At 69.4% G+C, this 22,999-nt stretch carries 26 protein-coding genes; 16 read left to right on the top strand and 10 right to left on the bottom strand.

Annotated elements, in window-relative coordinates:
* Nucleotide 1 precedes the first annotated feature (1 nt).
* From AC3A3H_RS09890 to AC3A3H_RS09915, 6 genes are read left to right on the top strand one after another with little or no spacing between them, the layout of a single operon-like run.
* A complete protein-coding gene (locus AC3A3H_RS09890) occupies nt 2–445 on the top strand; it encodes a DUF4176 domain-containing protein (protein WP_487614390.1) in 444 nt (147 codons plus the stop codon).
* Complete coding sequence (locus AC3A3H_RS09895) at nt 442–711, top strand: hypothetical protein (protein ID WP_487614391.1); 270 nt, start codon at nt 442–444, stop codon at nt 709–711. Before AC3A3H_RS09890 ends, AC3A3H_RS09895 begins: the two co-directional genes overlap by 4 nt.
* Nucleotides 708–1,064 carry a hypothetical protein gene (locus AC3A3H_RS09900; RefSeq protein ID WP_487614392.1) on the top strand — a complete coding sequence of 119 codons (357 nt, stop codon included), beginning with the start codon at nt 708–710 and terminating at the stop codon, nt 1,062–1,064. Before AC3A3H_RS09895 ends, AC3A3H_RS09900 begins: the two co-directional genes overlap by 4 nt.
* Nucleotides 1,055–3,067 (top strand): alpha/beta hydrolase, encoded by a 2,013-nt coding sequence (locus tag AC3A3H_RS09905; protein WP_487614393.1) that lies wholly within the window; start codon nt 1,055–1,057, stop codon nt 3,065–3,067. The genes AC3A3H_RS09900 and AC3A3H_RS09905 overlap by 10 nt, the downstream gene beginning before the upstream one ends.
* Nucleotides 3,064–3,636 (top strand): hypothetical protein, encoded by a 573-nt coding sequence (locus AC3A3H_RS09910; protein WP_487614394.1) that lies wholly within the window; start codon nt 3,064–3,066, stop codon nt 3,634–3,636. Before AC3A3H_RS09905 ends, AC3A3H_RS09910 begins: the two co-directional genes overlap by 4 nt.
* Nucleotides 3,637–3,686: 50 nt before the next feature.
* A complete protein-coding gene (locus AC3A3H_RS09915; protein WP_487614395.1) occupies nt 3,687–4,262 on the top strand; it encodes a hypothetical protein in 576 nt (191 codons plus the stop codon).
* Nucleotides 4,263–4,335: 73 nt separating this feature from the next.
* On the opposite strand, the gene esaA is transcribed toward AC3A3H_RS09915, so the two are convergent.
* Entirely contained in the window at nt 4,336–6,321 is a 1,986-nt protein-coding gene (gene esaA / locus AC3A3H_RS09920; protein ID WP_487614396.1) for a type VII secretion protein EsaA, read from the bottom strand.
* Nucleotides 6,322–6,474: 153 nt separating this feature from the next.
* Complete coding sequence (locus tag AC3A3H_RS09925) at nt 6,475–6,891, bottom strand: VOC family protein (protein ID WP_487614397.1); 417 nt, start codon at nt 6,889–6,891, stop codon at nt 6,475–6,477.
* 33 nt (nt 6,892–6,924) lie between these two features.
* Here AC3A3H_RS09925 and AC3A3H_RS09930 point away from each other — a divergent pair, with 33 nt between their 5' ends.
* Nucleotides 6,925–7,263 carry a DMT family transporter gene (locus tag AC3A3H_RS09930; RefSeq protein WP_487614398.1) on the top strand — a complete coding sequence of 113 codons (339 nt, stop codon included), beginning with the start codon at nt 6,925–6,927 and terminating at the stop codon, nt 7,261–7,263.
* A gap of 24 nt (nt 7,264–7,287) precedes the next feature.
* Here the strand turns inward: AC3A3H_RS09930 and AC3A3H_RS09935 are convergent, their stop codons facing one another.
* From AC3A3H_RS09935 to AC3A3H_RS09960, 6 genes are read right to left on the bottom strand one after another with little or no spacing between them, the layout of a single operon-like run.
* On the bottom strand, nt 7,288–7,512 hold the full coding sequence (locus AC3A3H_RS09935) for a hypothetical protein (RefSeq protein WP_487614399.1): 225 nt from the start codon (nt 7,510–7,512) through the stop codon (nt 7,288–7,290).
* Between the two features lies 1 nt (nt 7,513).
* A complete protein-coding gene (locus tag AC3A3H_RS09940) occupies nt 7,514–8,062 on the bottom strand; it encodes a DUF2781 domain-containing protein (protein ID WP_487614400.1) in 549 nt (182 codons plus the stop codon).
* A gap of 27 nt (nt 8,063–8,089) precedes the next feature.
* Entirely contained in the window at nt 8,090–9,592 is a 1,503-nt protein-coding gene (locus AC3A3H_RS09945; RefSeq protein WP_487614401.1) for a hypothetical protein, read from the bottom strand.
* 42 nt (nt 9,593–9,634) lie between these two features.
* The gene (locus AC3A3H_RS09950) at nt 9,635–10,213 is read right to left on the bottom strand and encodes an N-acetyltransferase family protein (RefSeq protein ID WP_487614402.1); all 579 of its coding nucleotides are present in this window, start codon (nt 10,211–10,213) and stop codon (nt 9,635–9,637) included.
* Between the two features lie 35 nt (nt 10,214–10,248).
* Nucleotides 10,249–10,941, bottom strand: a complete 693-nt coding sequence (locus AC3A3H_RS09955; protein WP_487614470.1) for a uracil-DNA glycosylase — start codon at nt 10,939–10,941, stop codon at nt 10,249–10,251.
* Between the two features lie 14 nt (nt 10,942–10,955).
* On the bottom strand, nt 10,956–11,477 hold the full coding sequence (locus AC3A3H_RS09960; protein WP_487614403.1) for a phosphoribosyltransferase: 522 nt from the start codon (nt 11,475–11,477) through the stop codon (nt 10,956–10,958).
* Between the two features lie 42 nt (nt 11,478–11,519).
* Here AC3A3H_RS09960 and AC3A3H_RS09965 point away from each other — a divergent pair, with 42 nt between their 5' ends.
* Nucleotides 11,520–12,980, top strand: a complete 1,461-nt coding sequence (locus tag AC3A3H_RS09965) for an MFS transporter (RefSeq protein WP_487614404.1) — start codon at nt 11,520–11,522, stop codon at nt 12,978–12,980.
* Nucleotides 12,981–13,003: 23 nt separating this feature from the next.
* Nucleotides 13,004–13,795: a nucleotidyltransferase domain-containing protein gene (locus tag AC3A3H_RS09970; protein WP_487614405.1), complete on the top strand. Its 792-nt coding sequence runs from the start codon at nt 13,004–13,006 to the stop codon at nt 13,793–13,795.
* A gap of 95 nt (nt 13,796–13,890) precedes the next feature.
* Here the strand turns inward: AC3A3H_RS09970 and AC3A3H_RS09975 are convergent, their stop codons facing one another.
* Nucleotides 13,891–15,213: a bifunctional o-acetylhomoserine/o-acetylserine sulfhydrylase gene (locus tag AC3A3H_RS09975; protein WP_487614406.1), complete on the bottom strand. Its 1,323-nt coding sequence runs from the start codon at nt 15,211–15,213 to the stop codon at nt 13,891–13,893.
* 116 nt (nt 15,214–15,329) lie between these two features.
* On the opposite strand from AC3A3H_RS09975, the gene AC3A3H_RS09980 reads away from it, so the two are divergent.
* The 7 genes from AC3A3H_RS09980 (at nt 15,330) to AC3A3H_RS10010 (ending at nt 22,639) form a co-directional block, all read left to right on the top strand.
* Nucleotides 15,330–16,106, top strand: coding sequence for an SDR family oxidoreductase (locus AC3A3H_RS09980; RefSeq protein ID WP_487614407.1), 777 nt, complete (start codon nt 15,330–15,332; stop codon nt 16,104–16,106).
* Between the two features lie 2 nt (nt 16,107–16,108).
* Entirely contained in the window at nt 16,109–16,825 is a 717-nt protein-coding gene (locus tag AC3A3H_RS09985) for a potassium channel family protein (protein WP_487614408.1), read from the top strand.
* Nucleotides 16,826–16,903: 78 nt separating this feature from the next.
* Nucleotides 16,904–18,109, top strand: a complete 1,206-nt coding sequence (metX, locus tag AC3A3H_RS09990) for a homoserine O-acetyltransferase MetX (protein ID WP_487614409.1) — start codon at nt 16,904–16,906, stop codon at nt 18,107–18,109.
* A gap of 16 nt (nt 18,110–18,125) precedes the next feature.
* On the top strand, nt 18,126–19,292 hold the full coding sequence (locus AC3A3H_RS09995) for a sensor histidine kinase (protein ID WP_487614410.1): 1,167 nt from the start codon (nt 18,126–18,128) through the stop codon (nt 19,290–19,292).
* On the top strand, nt 19,289–20,584 hold the full coding sequence (locus AC3A3H_RS10000) for a hypothetical protein (RefSeq protein ID WP_487614411.1): 1,296 nt from the start codon (nt 19,289–19,291) through the stop codon (nt 20,582–20,584). The genes AC3A3H_RS09995 and AC3A3H_RS10000 overlap by 4 nt, the downstream gene beginning before the upstream one ends.
* 49 nt (nt 20,585–20,633) lie before the next feature.
* On the top strand, nt 20,634–21,287 hold the full coding sequence (locus AC3A3H_RS10005) for a response regulator (RefSeq protein WP_345836675.1): 654 nt from the start codon (nt 20,634–20,636) through the stop codon (nt 21,285–21,287).
* Nucleotides 21,288–21,358: 71 nt separating this feature from the next.
* Nucleotides 21,359–22,639: an MFS transporter gene (locus tag AC3A3H_RS10010; protein ID WP_487614412.1), complete on the top strand. Its 1,281-nt coding sequence runs from the start codon at nt 21,359–21,361 to the stop codon at nt 22,637–22,639.
* A 22-nt stretch (nt 22,640–22,661) separates the two neighbouring features.
* Here AC3A3H_RS10010 and AC3A3H_RS10015 read toward each other — a convergent pair whose 3' ends face one another.
* A complete protein-coding gene (locus AC3A3H_RS10015) occupies nt 22,662–22,970 on the bottom strand; it encodes a thiamine-binding protein (protein WP_487614413.1) in 309 nt (102 codons plus the stop codon).
* Nucleotides 22,971–22,999 lie beyond the last annotated feature (29 nt).

Here is a 22,999-nt window from a genome sequence, read left to right on the forward strand (position 1 = left end):
GATGAAACTCGAACTCGCCGGCCAGTTGCTCGGCCTGGGGTCCGTCGTTCGGTTGGAGAGCGACAGTCATTCCGGACTGTTCGTCGTTCTGGCGCGGGGAGCGTTCCGGCCCGACAGCGAGTCGAACGTAGTCGTTCCTCGCTACTTGGTGGGGCCGCATCCCCACGGCGAAGCGCCCGATCACGAGACCTTCCCGATTCTTGCCGGCGACATCAACGAGGTCGTTCACGAGGGCTACACCGATGAGGCCGACGCCGCGTTCCTGCGAGATCTCCTCGATCAGATGCAGAACGGCCGAAGAGAGACGACGCGTGCGCAGCAGTTCACAGAACCGCTCACCGCCATCCCGGAGTCCAGGGCAACGGCCGCAGACAGCGACCGCGCGGATCCCTTCCAGGAACTCCGGAGGGTGGTCGACCAGCACGATCAGAGGAGTGATGCGTGAAACTGTCTTCACATGTCGGCACCGCACAGGATGCCGTCTCGGGGTTCGCCGAAGTCGACCTCGACGGCGAGGGGCGGCAGGTGCGCCTCGGGTCGAGCACCATCCCGAGCGTCCAAGACGGAGCGACCGCCGCGAACAAACTTGTGAGCTGTCTCTCCGAGCTGATCGCCGGTGTCAAGAGTCAGGCCGGCAACGTCACGTCGCTCGCGACCGAGATCGAGCGGCGCGACAGCCGAGACGCCGGGAATTGGGGTGGACAGCCGTGAGCGCCTCCACCCCGAATCAGCACGCGGAACTCGATCAGAAGGTCAGCGCTCACGAGACCCGGACCGCGGAGGACGTCGCGACGATCCACCGGCTCGCACAGCGGTGGGCGGACTACCGGCAGGTGATACGCCAGAACACCGCCCGCTTCGAAGAGGCCGGGAACGCCATGGGGGCCGAGAACTACTTCGTTCAGAAGGGGTTGGCCGCCCGCAAGGAGCTCGACAGCTACGTGGGACGACTCGCTGACGAGCAGGAAGAGCTCTTTGCGGACGCGGCGAGGAAGATCCGGTCGATGTCGGAGCTTGAGCCGGAACGGCTGCGGAACGCGAAGGCGGGTGGATCGTGGGCCTGAACTACGACTCGGGCGACTCGAGCAGTGTGAAGAGCGCGCTTTCCGGGAATCTCGGCACCGCACGGTCTGCACTGGAGTCGGCTGAGCGCGCGACCGATCGTCTTGTCGCCGCTCTGGGCACAGGCGAGCTGGCGGGGAGGGGCTACTCCGCGGTCGACGCGTTGTTCTCGCTGATCGTCGCGCCGTGTCTCGCGGACGCGAGAGCCGAGATCGACGCCATCGGGCGTGAGCTTGAAAAGTTCACGTTCGAGGACTGCAAGGTCAGCCGTTTCGGTGTGCTGAAGGAGGACGAGCTGAACACACAGCTCATCGCGACCGTGATCCAGCGGGATGCGACCGAGCGCCTGATGGAGGCGAACCGTGCTGCGGCCAACACGCTCATCGCGGTGCCGGTGTTGGGAGAGGCGTTGCAGGCGGTCAACTCTCGACTGGAGTTGGTGCTGACTCAGCTCGAGAACGATATCCGCGATCTGGAGGACAGGCTCCGTGCCGTGCAGACGTTTCACGCGGCGACGCGTGGGCTCTTTCACGACAGTCTGGAGAAGTTGGCCGCTGCCACGCGGGATACCGTGGCTTTCCTGAAGCTGCTGAGCGAGACCGAGAGTGGATTCGCGCTGGTCGCCGACATGAGTGCCGGGCTCGGTGCGCTCGGGTCGAGGAGGAAGGGTCTCGACTACATCGCCGGTCTGGGGTCGTCGAAGGACTGGTCGTCGGCGACCGCGGGTGAGCTGTCGGCGCTGCTGAGCGACCTGTCGCCGTCGCAGATGAAGGCGATGCTGGCGGCGCATCCCGAACTGCTTCAGAGGTTCTGGGACCACCCGCCGGCGCCGGAGAAGGCGGCGACCTGGTGGAACGCCCTGGATGCGAAGCAGCGGACGGAGTGGGCGAAAGCGGTTCCGCGCCTGATCGGGAACCTCGACGGTGTCCCTCCGCGCGTGCGTTCGGACGCGAACTATCAGTGCCTGAGCGAGGACCTGGCCGCGGCGAAGAAGCGCCTCGCGGATGCCAAGGCCGACCCGGAGCTCGGTTCACTGTTCGACGACGTTCGCCAGGCGGCGCTGAATCGTCTCGCGGCGGCGGAGAGGATGGAGGAGACGCTCTCCCGCATCGACAAAGCGTACGGCAAGGGTCCGACCGGAAACCCACCGCACGAGTTGTATGTCTACCAACCCGGCGAGCGCACCAAAGTCGCCGTCAGCACCGGGCTCCTGGAGACCGCCAACCACATCAGCGTCCTGGTTCCCGGCATGGGAACCACCGCGAACGACATCGGCCAATACGGCAATGCTGCCAGAGACATGCAGCAGCAACAGTCGCAGACGTCCGGTGTTGATCCGAGCAAGATCGCGGTGTTGTCGTGGCTGGACTACGACCCACCCGGCAGCATGGATGTGTGGGGGGTCACCCACGACGATCTCGCCAGGGCCGGGGCGGAACGGCTAGGGAACACGCTACGCGGACTGACCGCGGTGAAAGACTGGCCCCCGGAGGCGGCTGGGCTCTCGGTCATTGCGCACTCCTACGGGACCAACGTCGCCAGTCTCGCTCTGACCCAGCAGGCGGTGTCGGCCGGGCATGTGGTGTTGCTCGGGTCAGCAGGAATCGCCACCGAGGTCAAGTCCGCCGCTGCGTTGCATGTGCCCGGTGGGGAGGTCTTCGCCGCCGAGGGCGTCAACGACGAGTGGGCGGGGAAAGGGCGGTTCGGCTCGGGGCGCATCGACCCCACCAGCCCAGGCTTCGGCGCCCACATGTTCACATCGGAGGACACGATCCTCGACAACATCGCGCTCGAAGGGGTCACCAAACACGGCCCGTTCGGCAACAGCCAGAACCCCGACTCCTACAGCTACCTCGACAACCTCACCTCCGCTCAGTACGGCACGGCGATGGCGACCATGGGGCGCGGGCAGGACCTCCCGGTCAGTGGCACTCCGATCGACCGGGGGGAGCTGCCGAACCCACAACCCCGACCGACCCCAGCCCCGCGCGGAGCAGGACGATGACCACCCTCAGCAGACGCCGTGTGCGTGTCATGCTGCGCATCGTGGCATTGAGCGCCCTGCTCGCCACAGGAACCCTGACCGGATGCGCAGCACAGCCCAAGACTGCGAAGGAGATCCAACAGATGGAAGACAAAGACATAGCCGCTCGCGCCGCCGTACAGCAGGAGATCCAGGCCCTCTACGACGAGGCCACCGCCCTGGTCGCCGACACTTGGCCGGACCCGGAGTTCGAGTGGGGATACCGCTGTGGTGATTTCGCCGATGGTACCGAGTCGGAGAGCTGGAACATCTTCAACCAGTACAAGGGCCCGACCAAGTCGAGTCCTGGCGAGACGGCGGAGAGGGTCGCGGCGTTGTGGACCGAGCGCGGCTTCCCCACGAAAGTAGTCCAGGACAACAACATCTACCCGCCGCGCAAGGTGGTGTCCTACCCGCCCTACCTCACCGGACTCCAAGCGGACGGCTTCGGGATCGAGTTCACGATCGGTGAGAACTACTCCGACTTCGTGGGCAACAGCCGGTGCGCTCCCATTGACCCGGACGACCCACGGCTGCCGAGGAACTGGTGAACCGCCGACCCCGGAACCCTGGCAGACCTCGACCCGTCTGGATCAGGACAGTGACCACCACGACCAAGCCCTATCGCCGCGTTGTGCTGAGCATCGCGACGCTCAGCGCCCTCCTCGCCACAGGAACCCTGACCGGATGCGCAGCACAGCCCAAGACTGCGAAGGAGATTCAACAGATGGAAGACGAAGACCGAGCCGCCCGCGCGGCCGTGCAGCAGGAGATGCAGGCCCTCTACGACGAAGCAACCGCCCTCGTCGCCGACACCTGGCCGAAACCATACTCAATGGAATGGGGAACCGGGTGCGGTAAGTACGCCGACGGCACCGAGTCGGAGAGCTGGAACATCTTCAACCAGTACAAGGGCCCGACCAAGCAGAGCGCGAAGGAGACGGCGGAACGGGTCGCAGCACTGTGGACCGAGCACGGCTTCCCCACGAAAGTAGTCCAGGACAACAACATCCACCCGCCACGCAAGGTCGTGTCCTACCCGCCCTACCTCACCGGAGTCCGCAAAGACGGCCTCGGGATCGTGTTCACGATCGGCGAGAACTACTCCGACTTCCGGGGCTACAGCCGGTGCGCCCCCATCGACCCGGACGACCCCACACTCCCCAAGAACTGGTGAACGACACCTCACAGCGCGCCGTGCCCTGTCGCCGCCACAGCGGCGACCGCCCGGCCGGCACAGACGACTGCCCTCAGCCGCTCCTCCTGGACCGGAACATCCGCCCGAGCACCATGACGAGCACGCCCGCGGCCAAGCCGCAGCCGAAGACGATCATCCCATTCGGGTCGAAGGCGCTCGGGACTGCCGCCCGCTCGGCGGTGATGTCCTTGGCGGCGATCGGGGCGGAGAAGAAGTCGTGGATCTTGCCGGCGTCGACACCTGGCGTCCTCGTGTTGGCCAGCACGGTTGAGAAGTTCCGGTAGTACTGCTGGTTCTTGCCCAGGCCGGCGGTTCCCGCCGACAGCACGCCGTTGACCCCGGTGCGGACGGTCTCCGAGTGGCTGAACGTGGCGAGGGCGCTGTTCAGGAGGGCCTCGAACTGCACAGCGTTGTCGGGGACGGCCGTCTTGCTGCCGGCGATCCTGCTGCCCGTCTCCGCGGTCTGGTTCACCAGGTCGTCGATGCTCCGATGCAATCCGTCGCTGTTGTCGACGTAGAGGCTGCCGGCGTCCGGGTCATAGTCGTCCCAGTCCGCGATTTCGAGACCGTCTACCGTGCTCGCGATCAGAGCCGAGTCTGTGACTGCCGACCGCATGTCGGCGTGCCAGGTGTCGAGCTCCGTCAGATTCGTGTCGAAGTCCGGGGCGGGCAGATTGTCTGCGCGCAGCGAGGCCTTCGCGTTCTTCAGCGCCGAGACGTCCGCCTTCACGGTCTGCAGTACCGCAGGGTCGATGGCCGGCGCAGCCGGATCCATCGGCTCGGCGGGGTCCGTCGGCTCGGCCGGGCGGGACAGGGGCTCCAGTATCGCGACGAGAGCCTCCAGGTTCGTGATGGTGGTCGTGAGGGAGCTCTGGATGACGAGGATGGTGAGCTGCAGCTCATTGACGGGCCTGGTGTACGCCGCGGTGTAGTCGGCGATCGCCTGTCGCAACGACGCGAGCCGACCCGCGAGGTGCGGCGGAACCGTGCCGTCCGGATTCGCACAGGGCTCGGCATCCTCTGCGGCGTCCACTCCGCTCAGCTTGCACAGGGTGCTCGTTCTCAACGCGTCGAATTGAGTGCCGTAGAAGTCCCGGTCCGACGCAGCCTGATCGGTGATCCTCGTAGTGCTGTTCGTCGCGTTGACCTGCGCGATCTCCTTCTGCCGGCTCGCGTACTCGTCGATCTCGGGGAGCTTCGCCCAGAATGTCTCGCTGGTCCGGGCGAGCGTGTCCGTGACCGACTCGGTGAACGCGTTCTGAGCGTCGACCGCTGCGGCGTTCACGTCTCTGAGGCCGGAGGTGCTCGAAATGAAGCCCTCGAGATTCGGCTTCGTCGCCGAGAACGGTTGCTCCACGTCTGCCGTCAGGGCAGCGATGAGCGCCTCCTGGTTGCTCAGGGCAGCATGCATGTAGCTGTCGGCTTCGGCGATGTTATCCGCGACAGAGGCGTAGTACATCGTGACGACACTCTGATTGAACCCGTGGACGATGTCGGCGACCTTGCCCGTCAGCACCCGATCCGACTGCTCGTCATGTTGCGGCCTCAGCTTGTACTCGACTGTCGCTTTCGTCGGTTCGAGGTCCTGCAGCGTCAGGATGTCGTGCGAGAACGACTGGGGAAGGTAGATGACCGCGTCGACCGACCCATCCGTGTAGGCCTTCTCGGCGATCGGCCGCGAGAGCACCGCCCAGTTGTAGGCCGAGTCCTTCGAGACCCGGTCGACGAAGTTCGTACCGAACGTGTAGGCCTTCGCGTTGAACTCGGCGGGGAGATCTTCGTTCACCAGCGCAACCGTGGGAGTGACCACGACGGCACGCCGGGAGAGGTCGTTGTTCACGACCAGGAATCCGAGTGCCAGTGCCGCCAGCAGCACTGTCGCCGAAGCCAGTCGGGCGAGTTGTGACTTTCGGTTTACGCCACGAGACAGGCGTATCATTCTGAATCTCCCCGAGCGGCTGTATCTCTGTCGAAGGGATGTCGCGTCTCCACCACAGAGATATCGTACTGCACCCGTGCGTGACCCGCGCCCAGACATGGACGTGGCCGGGAGCTCTGCTCCCGGCCACGATTTATGCCATCGGCCTCACTCGGACGACCCGCCACGCGGGCCGTCCGACGATGTCGTCGACGTCAGGCTACGTGGTCGAGGGCAGCACTGCCGGGATACCCGGCAAACCCATAGCGGACCTCAATCCAGCTCTTGGAACACCGTCACCTGCAGCGCACCCGGGGTCGCCAGCCGGGAGTTGAGCGATTTCCACGGCGTCACGGTGGGTGGCGCGATGAGCTCGGCCCCGGCCTCCACCAGCCGCGCGGTGACGCGGCGCCCGTCGTCGACCTCGAAGGCGAGGCGGATGCGCGGGGCGACCGGGCGACCGACCTCGACCTCGTCGATCATCGCCTTCTGGGCCGGGTTCGCGAGCTCCAGCGTCGCCCGGCCGGCGTCGAGGATGGCGACCCTGGCGCCGCCGTCGCCCTCGTAGCTCTCCTGCTCGGGCAGCCCGAGTACGTCGCGGAAGAACGCGAGCGCCTCGTCGTAGTCCTCGGCCTCCACCACGATGCGCAGTTGCCGCACGGGCGGCCGGCCCTCCGCTGTGTCGTCCATCCGCTGACCTCCTCCGATCGGTACCGTGGTGCCGTGCTGGGTTACATCTTCCTCGCCATCGCCATCGCGACGGAGGTCGTGGCGACGACCTTCCTGAAGTTCACGTCGGGCGACAACCCCAAGTGGTGGGCGTTCGCGATCGTCGTCGTCGGCTACGTCGCGTCGTTCGTGGCGCTCTCGCAGTCGCTGTCCCGCGGGGTGCCGCTCGGGGTCGCCTACGCGATCTGGTCGGCCGTGGGCGTCGCGATCATCGCGGTGATCGCCTGGCTGTTCTTCGACGAGCCACTGACCTGGGTGCAGATCGTCGGCCTCGTGCTTTTGATCGGCGGCGTCGGCCTCCTCGAGCTGGGCGGCCGTCACCCGGCCTCCTGAGTCTTCGGCTCGGGCCCGGCTCCCTCAGCCCACGAACGCGGCGATCGCGTCGTCGATGGTGCGCGCGGGCGACACCCAGGCGAAGATCGCGCCCGGCCCGTCCGGGAGGTACTCCCCGGAGGCGCCGCGCGTGACCGTGCCGAGCAGCCTCCCCCGGCCGGGTTCGGCGTCCTCGTCCTCGTAGGAGTGGTCGTAGACGGTGAACACGTCGCCGTCCTCGTAGACGGACAGGTCTTCCAGCAGCGGCATCTCAGAACCTCCTGGTGAACGGCAGCGGTTTGCGCATCCGGATGAGCAGCAGCAACGGCACGAGCACGTACGGGCCGTTGTACAGCAGGAAGACGACCGGGTTCGGCGTACGCTCCCCTACCGGCCCGAAGAACTCCACACCGAAGATCGGGATGGCCGTCAGGCTGATGATCATGGTCGCGTAGATCACGCAGAAGAGCTGGATCCAGTTGAAGCCCTTGACCAGGCACACGATCAGCAGGATGTAGAACGGCAGGTAGACGAACGCGCTCGTGCCGGTGATGAACCGGAGCCACAGCGGCTCGTGCATGTACAACGGGTCGTATTGCGACGAGTACGTGTAGTTCCACTGCGCGAGGATGTTGGTCGTCGTCGCCGTCTGCGGGATCCCCAGCGTCGGGATGGCGTCGCTGATGATGCAGGTCAGGCTGAACAGCGAGAACATCACGACGAAAAAGATGTCGAACGGACGCTGGCGGAGCGGGAGGTTCGCGGGCGTCGCCGGAGCGGCGGAGGCGACCTCGCCGGGGTGCGGGGTGGCGGTGGTCACGATCGCGAGCCTAGCGCCGCCGGCCGGCTAGCGCAGGAGGCGACGCGCCTCCCGCTTGAGGCGGTTGCGCCCGCGCTGGAAGGTGTCGAGCGCACGGTAGCGGAGGGTGCGGGGGTTGAACGGGACCTCGAGGAGTGTGGGTTCGGTCGCCGCGATGAGTTCGCGCAAGAGGACTGTGCCCTCGGGACCGACCTCGTCCGCGGGCACGCCGAGCAGCTTCTCCAGCAGCCGGCGGTTGCTGAACGGGGTGAAGACCTCCTGGGCGATGTCCCACTCGAGTTGGCTCTGCGCCTGCCACGATCCGCAGCGGTGCTCCCAGTAGAAGAGCACGTCCAGGCCGACGCCCGTCCGCTCGGCCACGGGGGCCGCCTCGTCGAACCAGCGCCCGACCGCCTCTGCGACGAACGGGATGTCGGACCAGCCCGGTTGCAGGGCGAGGATGTCCGCCGCCGTCGCGGTCGGCGGCCGTCCGCCGCCCTTCCAGTAGTAGTTGCGCGCGACCTCGCTGGCGTTGCCCTTGAGCGCCACCGCCTCGGCGGGATGACCGTCGAGGAGGCCCTTGGCGATGATCCCCCAGTCGTCGTAGTGCGCGAGCGGGGTGTTGGCGGTGTAGGCCTTCCGCCAGTCCTCGCCCGCGATCCCGCGGCAGTCGATGAGGTGATGAGCGAGGCCGAGGCGGCGGGCGAGCCGCGCCGGGATGGCGACGTCGGCCGAGCGGGCGGTGAGGTGCCGGTACAGCAGCGTGTAGACGTGCAGCCCGCTGCGGAGCTCGGGAGGGGTCACGGCCAGCACCGCGCGGGAGTCGTACCCGGCCGTCAGCGGCAGGCTCAGGGGGAAGCGCCGCGCGGCGCCGGCGATGGAGGCCGACAACAAGGTCGCCGCGCGTGCTGCGGCCTCCTGGCGCGAGGTCGCGCGGATCGGACCGCGCGGCCAGACCCGGACCTGCCGGCGCTCGCGCACCTCCAGGCGATGGTTGGGCAGCAGCCGCCGGACGCCGTCGTGGAGGGTGGTGTCCCCGGGCAGGAACGCCTCGCGATCGGCGCCGCCGTAGGGCGAGTTCCAGAACGTGTCGGCACGGCCTCCGAACTGCAGCGGTGCGACCTCCGCGAGGAGGAACGACTGCGACGCCGCATGGAACTCGTCGCCGGTCCAGGTGTACTCGACGGCGCGCGTCCCGGTCGCGTCGAGATGCACGACGATGTCGTCGCCCGAGAAGGCGAACACCGCGAACCGGCCGGAGAGCCGATCGAGGGTGTCCTGCTCGGCGCCCCTCCCCCAGTCCGCGGCTAGTCCGTCGAGGATCGCGGCGTCGTCGCGCTCGGGACGGTCGGGGTCGATCGCGAAGCCGAGGAGCACCAGCGTCCGCGACCGGCCGGCCTGCACGGTCACCGGGAGGTCGGGGTGGGCATAGATGTTGTACGCGCCGACGAGGCGGTGCGTCCAGCCGGGGAGGTCGACCAAGCGGGGAGTGACGAGGAACTGACGCCGGAAACGGAGACGCTGATCTACGGGCTGGCTGTCCTCACGCATCCCTGCAATCTAGCATTGCCATTTCAGATGGGAAGACTGCCGTTACTTGAGCGATTTCTGCATCAGCACCGTCCCGAGCCACCGCTCGAACTTGTAGCCGACCCGGCCCATCCGGCCGATCTCGGTGAAGCCGAAGTTCTCGTGCATCTTGATCGAGGCCTCCGCGCCCTTGTCGGCGATGACCGCGATCATCTCCTTGAGCCCCGCCGCCTTCGAGCGGTCGATCAGCTCCTGCATCAGCACCGGGCCGAGGCCCTTGCCGGTGGAGGCCGCGCCGAGGTAGATCGAGTTCTCGACCGTGAAGCGGTAGGCGCGCTTCTGCTTCCACGGCGACACCAGCGCGTAGCCGAGGATCTGGCCGGTCGGCGACTCGGCGACGATGAACGGCATCCCGAGCTTGTGCAGGTAGGCGAACTTGCTCTTCCACTCCTTCAGCGTCATCGCGTCCTCGTCGAACGTCACGGTGCTGTTGGCGACGTAGTGGTTGTAGATCGCGCGGACGTCGGGCAGGTCTTCGGCCCGCGCCTCACGGATGCTGTAGTCGAACGGCGCCTCCGTCGGCTCCGGCTTGCGCAGGTGCCGTGGCAGCACGCGGCGCGTCTCGTATTCCTCTTCAAGCACCGTTCCAGGTTACGTCGTCGCGCGTTTCACCCGCGTTACGGTTCGAGGGACCAGTCCACCGGCTTCTCGCCCGCGTGCTCCAGCAGCGCGTTCGCGCGCGAGAACGGCCGGGAGCCGAAGAAGCCGCGGGAGGCCGACAGCGGGCTGGGGTGCGCGGACTCGATGACGGGGTTGCCGCCGAGCAGTGGCTTCAGGGTCGCGGCGTCGCGGCCCCAGAGGATGCTCACGAACGGGCGGCCGCGCGCGACCAGGGCGCGGATCGCGTGCTCGGTCACGGCCTCCCAGCCCTTGCCGCGGTGGGAGGCCGGTGCGCCGGGACGCACGGTCAGCACCCTGTTCAGCAGCATGACGCCGTGCGCCGCCCAGGCGCTCAGGTCTCCGTGCGGCGGCGGCGTCACGCCGAGGTCGTCGCGGAGCTCGCGGTAGATGTTCTGGAGGCTGCGCGGGATCGGGCGCACGTGGCGCTCGACCGCGAACGACAGACCGATGGGATGGCCGGGGGTCGGGTACGGGTCCTGGCCGACGATCAGCACGCGCACCTCGGAGTACGGCGCGCGGAACGCCCGGAGCACGTTCTCCCCCGCCGGCAGGTACGGGCGACCGGCCGCGACCTCCGCGCGCAGGAAGTCGCCCATCCCGGCGATGCGGTCGGCGACCGGGGCGAGCGCCTGCGCCCAGCCCGGGTCCATGGAGCCGTCGGCGGCGAGCTCCGCCAGCGTCTTGGCCACGACCAGCGCCGAGGTCAGTGCGTGGCGGCCGTGACCGGCGGCAGCGCCGACCACGGGAAGGTGATCCAGCGGTCGGTGCGGCGCCAGACGAAGTCCGGCTCCAGCACCGTGCGCGGCTTCGAGTACAGGCACACCGTGCGCACCTCCGCGCCGGAGGCCGCGATCAGGTCGACCACGAGCGCGAGCGTGCGGCCGGAGTCGGAGACGTCGTCCACGAGCAGCACGCGCTTGGACTCCAGCGCCGCGGAGTCCAGCATGGGCGGCAGGACGACCGGCTCGGGCAGGCGGGTGTCGACGCCGGTGTAGAACTCGACGTTGAGGGCGCCGCAGGCCTTGATGCCGAGCGCGTAGGAGATGGCGCCGGCGAGCAGGAGGCCGCCGCGCGCGATGGCCACGACCATGTCGGGCTCGAAGCCGGACTCGACGACCTCGCCGGCCAGATGGCGGGCCGCGTCGCCGAACTCGAGCCAGCCCAGGACCTCCCGGTCCGTCTCTCCGAGGACGTCTGCACCTGAATCGTCGAGTTCGCTGGCCACGCCTCTACCGTACAAGGACGCGGCAGGTGTTAGCATCCGCGCATGACCTCGGAGAAGACGGTCGCCCAGCGCCGGGCGTCCACTGCGATCGGCGCGACCGCCGCCCTCATCGGCTGGCTCGCGCTGGTCGAACTGACCAGCGGCATCCTCCAGGGCTACTACGTGCCGCTGATCTCCGACATCGTCAAGCACCTCGGCATCCACGACGCCGACTACAACTGGTTCGAGGCCGCCCAGCTGCTGCTCTCCGCCCTCGTCGTGCCGGTGCTCGCCAAGCTCGGCGACATGTTCGGGCACAAGCGGATCCTGCTGGTCGCGACGGTGCTGACCGCCCTGGCGAGCTGGGCGCTCGCGTTCTCGCACGACTTCACGACGTACCTGATCGCGTTCGCGCTGCAGGGCTTCTACGTCGTATGGCTCCCGCTGGAGATCGCGCTGATCTTCGACCGCGGGCGCCGCACCGGCACGGCCGCCTCGCGCACCAGGCGCGCCGCCGGCCTGCTGGTGGTGGCGCTGGAGCTCGGCGCCATCGTCGGCGCGATCGGCGCGGGCCTGCTCTTCGAGGCGTTCGGCGGCAACGTGACGACCACCCTGATGGTGCCGGCCGTGGCGGTCACGCTCGTCTTCTTCGCCATCCTGTTCGGCGTCCCCGAGTCGGAGCCCGTCCGCGGCCGCACGCTGGACGGCGTCGGGTTCGTCCTGCTCACGCTCGCCCTGCTGCTCATCACGTCGGGGCTGACCTTCCTGCGGATCAACGGCGTCGGCACCTGGTGGGTGTGGGCGCTCATCGTCCTCGGCGTGCTCACGTTCATCCCGTTCGGCCGCTGGGAGCTCAAGCAGAAGGACCCGGCCATCGACCTCCGGGTCCTGCGGCAGCCGAACATGTGGCCGGTGCAGCTCACCGCCGGCCTGATCGGGATCAGCCTGCTCGGCGCGCAGGCCCCGCTGAGCACCTACGCCGGCACCGACCCGGTCAACGGCTACGGCCTGGGACTGAGCGCCGGGCAGCGCAGCATCCTGATCGGCGCCTACCTCATCTCGATGATCGTCGGCGCGGTGCTGTTCCCGGTGGTGTCGTCGTGGCTGAGCCCGCGCGTGACGCTGATCGGGGCGTCCTTCCTGGTCGCGATCGGGTACCTGCTGTTCCTGCCGTTCCACCTGGAGACCTGGCAGGTGTTCACCAACATGGCGATCGCGGGCATCGGCTCCGGCGCGCTGGTCGGGGCGCTCCCCGCTGCGGCGGCCGCCGCCGCCCCGCGCGGCCAGACCGGCGTCGCCACGGCCCTGACGAACACGACCAAGACTATCGGCGGCTCGTTCGCGTCGGCCGTCTTCGGTGTGGTGCTGCTCACCGGCGCCGCCACGGTCACCGCGACGGCGGCGAGCCTGTTCGGCTACATGCTCGTCTGGACCATCTGCGGGCTCGGCGCCCTGGTCGCCGCCGTGCTGCTGTTCTTCGTGCCGCGCCTGGCCTTCGCCGACGCGGAGGCCATCGTCGTCTGACCGGACGCAACCGAGGGGGAATCATGGACGCTCAACTACCGCCGCAGGTCGGCGAGGCACTCACCCGGTTCCTCCTCGAGCAACGCCGGATCGCCCCCGGCCTGGTGAGCCGCGCCGTCGTCACCGGCTCCGCCGCGACCGGCGACTGGCACGACGGCGTCAGCGACATCGACGTGGTGTTCGTGGTCACCCGCGACCCGAGGGACGACCTCCCTGCCCTCGCGACCCTGCACGCGGAGTCGTCGCCGCACATCGACGGCGTCTACCTCACGGAGTCGGAGATCGCCCGCGGTCCCGACCAGGTCGAGACCGCGCCGCAGGTCGTCGAGGGGGTGCTGCTCAGCGCCCTCGCGGGCGGCCAGCTCTCCTGGGCGACGTGGCGGGAGCTCGAGACCGGTGTCCAGGGCATCGCCGACGGCGGCGACGTGATCTGGACGCCCACCTCCGACCGGCATCCCGACGCCGCCGCACGCGTGGTGGCGCGCTCGCGCAGCGACCTGATCGACTTCTGGGCACCGTTCGGCGACAGCGCCGAGGCCGAGCTCGCCGAGCGCGAGCCGGGAGATCCTGTGCGCTCGGAGACGGTCCGCTGGCTCGCCCTCGGCCCCATCCGGCTGGTGGAGACGATGGAGTCGGGGCGCATCCTGTCGAAGACCGACGCCGCCCGCAGCGCCGCCGAGCGCTGGCCCGAGCACGCCGAGCTGCTGGACCGCGCCGTGCGCGACCGCGCCGGCGACCGTCAGACCTTCGTCACCGCCGACGCGCGGGAGGCCATCGCCCTCCTCCGCCAGTGCGTCGCCCTCGCCCGAGCCTGACCACACGACCGAGGGGCACGTCGTCGTCACTTTTCGGGCGGAAAAGTGACGACGACGTGCCCCTCGGCGTGGGTTGGACGCGGGTTAGAAGCGGGTTAGACGCGGGCGGCGTCCGCGACCGCGCGGGCCGCGGCGAGGCCGGCGGAGAGGTCCGCCTTCAGGTCGTCGACGTTCTCGAGGCCGACCGAGAGGCGCACCAGGCCGGGCGTGACGCCCGCGGTGAGCTGCTGCTCCGGGGTCAGCTGCGAGTGGGTGGTCGACGCCGGGTGGATGACCAGGCTGCGCACGTCGCCGATGTTGGCGAGGTGGCTGAACAGCTTCAGGCTGTCGACGAGGGCCGCACCCGCGTCCACGCCGCCCTTGAGCTCGAACGACAGCACCGCGCCGACGCCCTTCGGGGCGTACCGGTTGGCCGCGGCGTACCACGGGCTGGTCGGCAGGCCGGAGTAGTTCACCGACGCGACATCCGGGTGCGCCTCCAGGAACTCCGCGATCTCCTGCGCGTTCTGGGTGTGCCGCTCGACGCGCAGCGAGAGCGTCTCGATGCCCTGGATGAGCTGCCAGGCGCTGGCCGGCGCGATCGCCGCGCCGAGGTCGCGCAGCAGCTGCACGCGCGCCTTGATGATGTAGGCCAGGCCGTCGCCGACCGCGGCCGTGTAGACGGCGCCGTGGTAGGAGGGGTCCGGCTGGGTCAGGCCGGGGAACTTCTCGGCGTTCTTCGACCACTCGAACTTCCCGCCGTCCACGATGACACCGCCGATGACCGTGCCGTGGCCACCGAGGAACTTCGTGGCCGAGTGCACGATGATGTCGGCGCCGTGCTCGAACGGGCGGATCAGGTACGGGGTGGCGATCGTGTTGTCCACGATCAGCGGGACACCGGACTCGTGGGCCACGCCGGCGACGAGCGCGATGTCGAGGATGTTGATCTTCGGGTTGCCGATGGTCTCCGCGAAGAACAGCTTGGTGTTCGGGCGGACCGCGCGGCGCCACTCCTCGGCGTCGTCCTGGTTCTCCACGAACGTGGTCTCGATGCCGAGCTTGGCGAGCGTGTACTTGAAGAGGTTGTAGGTGCCGCCGTAGATCGAGCTGGACGACACGATGTGGTCGCCGGCCTGGGCGATGTTCAGCACCGCGAAGGTCTCGGCCGCCTGACCGGAGGCGACGAGGAGGGCGCCGGTGCCCCCTTCGAGCGCGGCGACGCGCTCCTCGACGACCGCCTGGGTCGGGTTCTGGATGCGGGTGTAGATGTTGCCGAACTCGGCGAGCGCGAACAGGTTCTTGGCGTGCTCGGCGTTGTTGAAGACGTAGGAGGTCGTCTGGTAGATCGGGGTGGCGCGCGCGTTGGTCACGGGGTCCGGCGCGGCGCCGCTGTGGATCTGCTTGGTCTCGAACTGCCAGTCTGCGGCGTCGGTCATGGCTTGCGCTCCTTGTTCGGGTGAGGGCACCGTTCGGTGGTCGGTAACACGCTAGACTCGCGGCCGCGCACGGGCAACGTGCCCGAAACATGCCGTAACCCGTGAGAATAGGCAGCATGAGCAGCAGACGTGTGGTCGTGACAGGAGCGAGTTCGGGTATCGGGGCGGCGACGGTCCGCCTGTTCCGCGAGCGGGGCTGGGAGGTCGTCGGCGTCGCCCGCCGGCAGGACCGCCTGGACGAGCTGGCGGCCGAGACCGGCGCCGCTGTCTTCGCCGCCGACCTGACCCGCCAGGAGGACGTGGACGCGCTGCGCGACCACCTCGCCGCCCGCGGCCCCATCCACGCCCTGGTCAACAACGCGGGCGGCGCCAAGGGGCTCGACTCGGTGGAGGCCTCCGACGTCGACGACTGGATCTGGATGTACGAGATCAACGTCATCGGCACCAAGCGCGTGATCAGCGCGTTGCTGCCGCTGCTGCGCGACGGCGCCCGGGCCACCGGCCACGCCGACATCCTGAACGTCACGTCGATCGCCGGGCTCAACGCCTACGTCGGCGGCGGCGGCTACAACGCGGCGAAGTTCGCCGAGCACGCCCTCACCGAGGTGCTGCGCCTGGAGCTGAACGGCGAGCCCATCCGCGTCGTCGAGGTGGCGCCCGGGATGGTCGCCACCGAGGAGTTCTCGCTGGTCCGCTTCGGCGGCGACCAGGACCGCCGCGACGCCGTGTACGCGGACGTGCCGGAGCCGCTGTCCGCGGAGGACGTCGCCGAGACGATCGTGCACGCGCTCGAGCTGCCGCGGCACGTCGACCTCGACCTGATCGTGGTGAAGCCCGTCGCGCAGGCGGCCTCCTACCGCTTCGCCCGGGGCGAGCTGGCGGTCAAGGACTGACGATGGCGGACGACGCGAAGCGCAGGCGCTGGGAGTCGGCCACGGTGTGGCCGGGCGTCGCCGCGAGCGTCGTCTTCCTGATCGCCTATTCGTGGATCGTCCTCGAGCCCGCGATGGGGCGGCTGCTCTACGCCGCCCTCATCACGTTGCTGGCGCTGATCTGGATGGCGTTCCTGGTCGATTACGTGGTCCGGCTCATCCTGGCCGAGGACAAGCGCCGGTTCGTCCAGCACAATGTCGTCGACCTGCTGTCGGTGCTGATCCCGATCGCCCGCCCGTTCCGGCTGATCGGCGACCTGTTCCGCATCCCGAGTCTGCGCGGCGGCAGCGGCAGCCACCTGCGCCGGCGCATCGTCATCATCGCCGGCACGTTCGTGCTGATGTTCATCTACGTCATCTCGCTGGCCGTCTACCAGGTGGAGCGCTACGCCCCGGGCTCCAACATCCACTCGTTCGGCGACTCGATCTGGTGGGCCTGCGTGACGATAGCGACGGTCGGCTACGGCGACTACTACCCGGTCACGGTGACCGGGCGGATGCTCGCGATCGTGCTGATGATCGGCGGCGTCGCGATCGTCGGCACCGCGAGCGCCACCATCGTCAACTACCTGAACGAGCAGACCCAGCAGGCCAGGGAGCGCCGCATGCACGAGCACGGGAGCGCGGACGGGCCGCGTCCCGTCGAGGATCCGGGTCCGGACCGCGGCGAGAGCGACTGAGGCCGCTCCGCGCTCGCGTCGCCCGCACACCGCGTAACACTGCACCGACCTCCCCCGCCCTCAGGAAGAATGGGCGACATGGAGTGGCAGACCTCGGCGGACACGGCACCTTCGAGCTTCATCACGGAGGCTCAGGCGCGGTCGCTCCTGGGCAAGCCCGCGGCGAGCGGTGCGTGGAAGGAGTCCGACCCGGAAGGGTCGCGCGCTTTCGTGGGCATCGGCGCGTTCGGCTTCGAGAGCGGCGAGAGCGTCCCGTACGTCCGCGTCGCGTACGAGACCTGGGGCGAGCTGTCGGAGGCGCGCGACAACGCAGTGCTCGTGCTGCACGCCCTGACCGGCGACAGCCACGCCGTCGGCGCCTCCGGGCCCGGTCATCCCACCGCCGGGTGGTGGCAGGGCATCGTCGGGCCGGGCAAGGCGATCGACACCGACCGCTGGTTCGTCGTCGTCCCGAACATGCTGGGCGGCTGCCAGGGCACCACCGGCCCCGCGTCGATCGCGCCCGACGGCGCGGAGTGGGGTCCGCGCTTCCCGTTCACGACGATCCGCGACCAGGTGAACGCGCAGGCCGCGTTCGCCGACGCCATCGGCATCGACCGCTGGGCCGCTGTCGTGGGCGGCTCGATGGGCGGCATGCAGGCGCTGGAGTGGGCCGTCTCGTTCCCCGAGCGCGTCGAGCGGCTCGCGGTCATCGCCGCGCCGCCGTTCTCCACCGCCGACCAGATCGCGCTCAACTCGGTGCAGATCGAGGCGGTGCGCACCGACCCGCTCTTCCACGGCGGCTACTACTACGACGAGAAGGACGGCGAGGGCCCGCACCGCGGGCTGGCGCTCGCCCGCCGGATGGCGCTGCTCAACTACCGCAGCCCGTCCGAGCTGAACGAGCGCTTCGAGCGCGCCTGGCAGAGCGGGATCAGCCCGCTCGGCGGCGGCGGCCGGTTCGCCGTCGAGTCGTACCTCGACTTCCACGGCAACAAGTTCACCCGCCGCTTCGACGCCAACAGCTACCTCACGCTGGTGGAGGCCATGAACTCGCACGACGTCGGCCGCGGCCGCGGCGGGCTCGCGGCCGCGCTCTCCCGCGTGACCGCGCGCACCCTCGTGGTCGGCATCGACAGCGACCGGCTCTTCCCGCTCGAGGGACAGCAGCTCATCGCCTCCCACCTCCCCGAGACGATCGACGGTAGAGTTCCGGTGGTGATCCGCTCCGACTTCGGTCACGACGGATTCCTGATCGAGGACGATGCCGTCAGCGCACAGCTCAGGAGGCTGTTCGCGGTGTAGAGGGGAACGGAGGGGCATGTCGCGCATCCAGAAGGAGCGTGATCGGCTGCTCGCCACCACCGCCCGCACCGTCGGCCTCACGGCGACGGCCACGACGCTGCTCACCCTCAGCGTGCCGGGGACCATTCCGCTGCCGCTCTACTTCGCGTCGCTCGTCCTGCTCGCCTGCACCGGCGTCGCGCAGTTCCAGCTCTCCTCCCTGAACCGGATCACGGTGTGGATGTCGGTGATCGTCGTCGCCGGGCTCGGGCTCATCCTGCTCAACCTGCTCCCGAACGCCCAGCTCGGCCCGTCCGCCGTGACCTCGATCGGCGTGATCGGGGCGGTCGGCATCGCCAGCGTCTCGGTGATCGCGCCGACCTCCCAGACCCGCACCCTGCTGGCGATCGTGGCCGGCGCGGCGACGATCGGCGCGGTCGTGACGACCCTGCTGGTGACGGGGTCGCGTCTGGTGGAGATCCTGATCTTCATCGCCGCCGGCTGGGTCGCACTCACCGCGACCGGCGTCTGGCTGTCGCGCACCGTGCCCCGCACCCTCAAGCGCATCTCGACCATGAGCCGCGCCTACCGGGTGGAGCGCCAGGCGAGCGAGACCGAGGCCCGCCGCCGTCAGGGCGCGCGCCTGCTGCACGACACCGTGCTCGCGACGCTCACCCTGCTGGCCCACTCGGGCGTCGGCGTCGGCGTCGGCGCGCTGCGCGAGCAGGCGGCGGAGGACGCGGCGCTGCTCCGTCAGCTCCGGCTCGGCTTCACCCCCGACCCCGCCAGCTCCGGGGACTACCGGCTCAAGCCCGTCGAGGAGTCCACCCTCGGCAACACCCTCGAGTCGGTGAAGCAGCGCTTCCGCCGGATGGGGCTGGAGGTCAACTGGCACGGCGCCGGACAGGTGCTGCTGCCGAGCGACGTGCTCGACTCGTTCCTGCTCGCGCTCGGCGAGTGCCTGGAGAACGTGCGCAGGCATTCCGGCGTGAACGAGGCGCATGTGACCATCACCGACGACGAGACCACGGTCCGCGCGATGGTCACCGACGCCGGCAAGGGCTTCGACGTCGCCAGCATCGAGGAGGGCAGGCTCGGCTTCACCGAGTCGATCGTCGCGCGGTTGCGCGACGTCGGGGGCAACGCCCGGCTGTTCTCCTCGCCGGGCAGCGGGACCACCGTGGTGCTGGAGGTGCCCAAGTGAGCAGGGACGACCGCACCATCCCCATCTCGCGCGGGATCCTGGGCGGGCGCACCCCCGGTGCGCCACGGCCGGCGAAGGGGCGGACGCCCGGCACGGCCAAACTGGGCGGGGCGCTGTCGCGCGGCCGGCAGGAACGCGACGCACTCGGGCGGGCGCGGCTCGACCTCGGCTTCAACATCGCCTCGGTCGCGCTGATCGTCTTCCTCTTCGCGATCATGCTGATCTCAGCGCCCTCCTACCCGGAGCTGCCGTTCAGCATCGCCGCCTGGGGCGTGCTCATCGTGACGCTGGTCACCGCGCTGATCCTGCGTTTCCGGCTGCCCGACCTGCTCCCCGACGGTCTGTTCGCCGCCGCACTGGTGCTGTGGGCAGCGGTCGTCGCGCTCGACATCCTCGGCACGGCCTCCCCGACGGGCTGGATCCCGCTCACGGCCGCGGCTGCAGTGGGGCCGGCGCTGCTGCTCTGCGTCCCGGTGCGGCCGGCGCGCGACATCCTCATCGCGACCGCCGCGCTGGGCGTGACGCTCGCCGTCGTGCTGCTGCTGCGGTCCTTCGCCGACATCCAGCTGCTCGGGCCCGGCATCGCTACCGTGGCGATCGCGGTGGCCCCTCCCCTGGTCGGCGTCGAGATCGTCCGCTCGCTCAGCACCCTCGTGCAGCTCGAGCTGGACCTCGTCCAGGTGCAGAGCACGGTGTCGTCGCCCGGCTACGCGGTCGGGATGATGGCCTCGGAGGAGCTGGCGCGGCTCGACCTCGCAGCCGAGCGGCTGCTCGACGGCGTTGCGACCGGCCGCACCGCCGTCCCGCTCGACGAGGCCACGGCGGATCAGGCGGGCAGCATCGCCACCGAGCTGCGCCTGCACCTCATCCAGGGCCGCAAGGAGACCTGGCTGTACCACGCGGTCACGGAGTCGGCGCTGCTCGGCCCGACGGTGACCCTCACCGACCCGGACGGACTCGCGGCCGGCCTCACCCGCGATCAGCGCGACGGCCTCCTCACCGCGGTCTGGCTGCTGATCAGCGATCCGGTGCGATCCGGGGCCGGCCAGGCGCGCAGCCTCTCGCTGGACATCGAGCGGGCCGCAGGGCCGCAGGTCGCGGCAGGCTCCGCGGTGGCGACCGGTGCCACAATGGCTATCGTGATCTCGACCACCGGTGTGCCGCGAAACGGGGTAGACCCTGCGGCGTGGCAAGCTATCCGTAAGGTGGGGCGCCACACCGAGTCGTTCGGCGACTCGGGGCTCCGCATCGAGATCACCACCGTGAGCGACAACACGGCCGAGCTGACCTGACCCGGCCGGCCACCAGGAAGACCGGCCACGCCGGCAGAAAGGGCTGCTCATGAGCGAGACTCCCCCCATCAGGATCGCCATCGTCGACGACCACAAGATGCTCCTCGGCGCACTCACCGAGTGGATCAGGGGCGCGGCCGACGACATCAGCATGGTCGCGGCGGTCGCGAGCTGGCCCGAGCTGCTCACGCACCCCGAGTTCCCCGTGGACGTCGTGCTGCTCGACCTGGACCTCAAGGACAACATCCCGATCTCGCTGAAGCTGTCGACGCTCAAGACGACGGGCGTCCGCACGGTGCTGATGAGCACGTACTCCGAGCCGGCCGTGGTGCGGGAGGCGCTGGCCGCCGGCGCCCTCGGCTACCTCGTGAAGAGCGAGGACGCCGAGATGATCGTGGAGGCCATCCGCGCCGCCAGCAAGGGCGAGTCGTTCATCTCCGCCGAGCTGGACCTCGCGCTCAACGCCGGCGAGCTGGGCGGAGCGCCCAAGCTGAGCGCGCAGGAGCGCCGGGTCATGGCACTGTACGGCGCGGGCGAGCCGGTGAAGGCCGTCGCGTTCCAGCTCGGCATCTCGGATGAGACCGCCAAGAGCTACCTCAAGCGCATCCGCGAGAAGTACCGCGTCGCCGGCTACGACGTCGGCACGAAGGTGGCTCTGCGCAAGCGCGCCATCCAGGACGGCATCCTGCTCCAGAACGACTGACCCCGCGCGACAGCCGCCCGGCAGAACCGCTGCGGCGGCGGGACTCGAAACGATTCGACTAGACTGAACCGGTGAACCCGGTTATCGACGGGCCGACGCAGTTGTCGTCGGCCCGTACTCGTCTTGCGCTTCTGGCGCTCGCCCTCGGCGGCTTCGGCATCGGCTCGACCGAGTTCGTCGTCATGGGCCTGCTGCCGAACATCGCCCACGACCTGCTGCCCCAGCTCTACGCGGCCTCCCCCACCGCCGCGAACGCGCAGATCGGCTGGCTCATCTCGGCGTACGCGCTCGGCGTCGTGGTCGGGGCGCCGACCATCGCCGCGGTGGCCGCGCGCTGGCCGCGCAAGAAGCTGCTGCTCTGGCTGCTGGTCGCGTTCACCGTCGGCACCGTCGCGTCCGCGATCGCCCCGACCTTCCAGCTCGTGCTGGTCGCCCGGTTCCTCTCGGCGCTGCCGCACGGCGCCTACTTCGGCATCGCCTCCCTGGTCGCCGCGTCGCTGATGGGGCCGGGCAAGCGCGGCCAGGGGGTCGCGTTCGTGCTCTCCGGGCTCACCATCGCCAACGTCATCGGCGTGCCGTTCATCACCTGGATCGGCCAGGAGCACGGCTGGCGCATCGCCTACCTGGTGGTGGCCGCGATCTTCGCCCTGACCTTCGCCGCGGTGGCCCTGCTGGTGCCCTGGCAGGCGGGCGACCCGAAGGCCACCCTCCGCAACGAGCTGAAAGCCTTCACCCGCCTCCAGGTGTGGCTGGCCCTGCTGATCGGCGCGATCGGGTTCGGCGGGTTCTTCGCGGTGTACACCTACGTCGCGCCGATGGTCACGACCGTGACCGGCCTGCCCGCGTCCGCGGTGCCGCTGGTGCTGATCCTGATCGGCGTCGGGATGACCGTCGGCAACCTCCTCGGCGGCCGGATGGCGGACCGCAGCGTGGAGCGCGGGATGCTGGCGTTCTTCGGCGTCATGCTGGCCGGGCTCGCGGCGCTGTTCCTCACCGCGTGGAGCCTGACCGGCCTCCTGGTCTCGGTCTTCGTGATCGCCGCGGCAGCCTCGGCGCTCTCGCCGATGATCCAGACCCGCCTGATGGACGTCGCCCACGACAGCCAGTCGATCGCCGCGGGGCTGAACCACTCGGCGCTCAACATCGCGAACGCGGCGGGAGCCTTCCTCGGCGGACTGACCATCGCGGCCGGGTTCGGCTACCTGTCGCCGGTCGTCGTCGGCGCGGTGCTCGCGGTGGCGGGCATCGTGCTCGCGCTGGTGTCCTTCGGCATCGACCACGCGCGCGTCCGCCGCGGGGTCGACACGGGCGTCGTGCACGCGCAGCGTCCGGACCCCGTGCCGATCGACTGACCAGCCACCGCCGGGCGGTCCGTCACTCGGACCGCCGCAGCGCCTCCTCCAGCCGCTCCACCTTGCCGTCCAGCTCGCCGGTGCGGCCCGGCCGGATGTCCGCCTTCAGCACCAGCGAGACCCGCGGGCCGAAGGCGGCGACGGCCTCCGTCGCGCGGCGGATCACGTCGAACACCTCGTCCCATTCGCCCTCGAGCTCGGTGAACATCGAGTTCGTGCGGTTCGGCAGGCCCGACTCGCGCACGATGCGCACCGCCGCCGCGACCGCGTCGTGAACCGAGCCCTCCGGGCCTTCCGCTCCGCTCGGCGCCACCGAGAATGCGACCAGCATGAGACCTCCTCCTGTCGTGCCGGAACCGT

This window comes from Leifsonia sp. Soil_N53 (genome assembly GCF_057655165.1).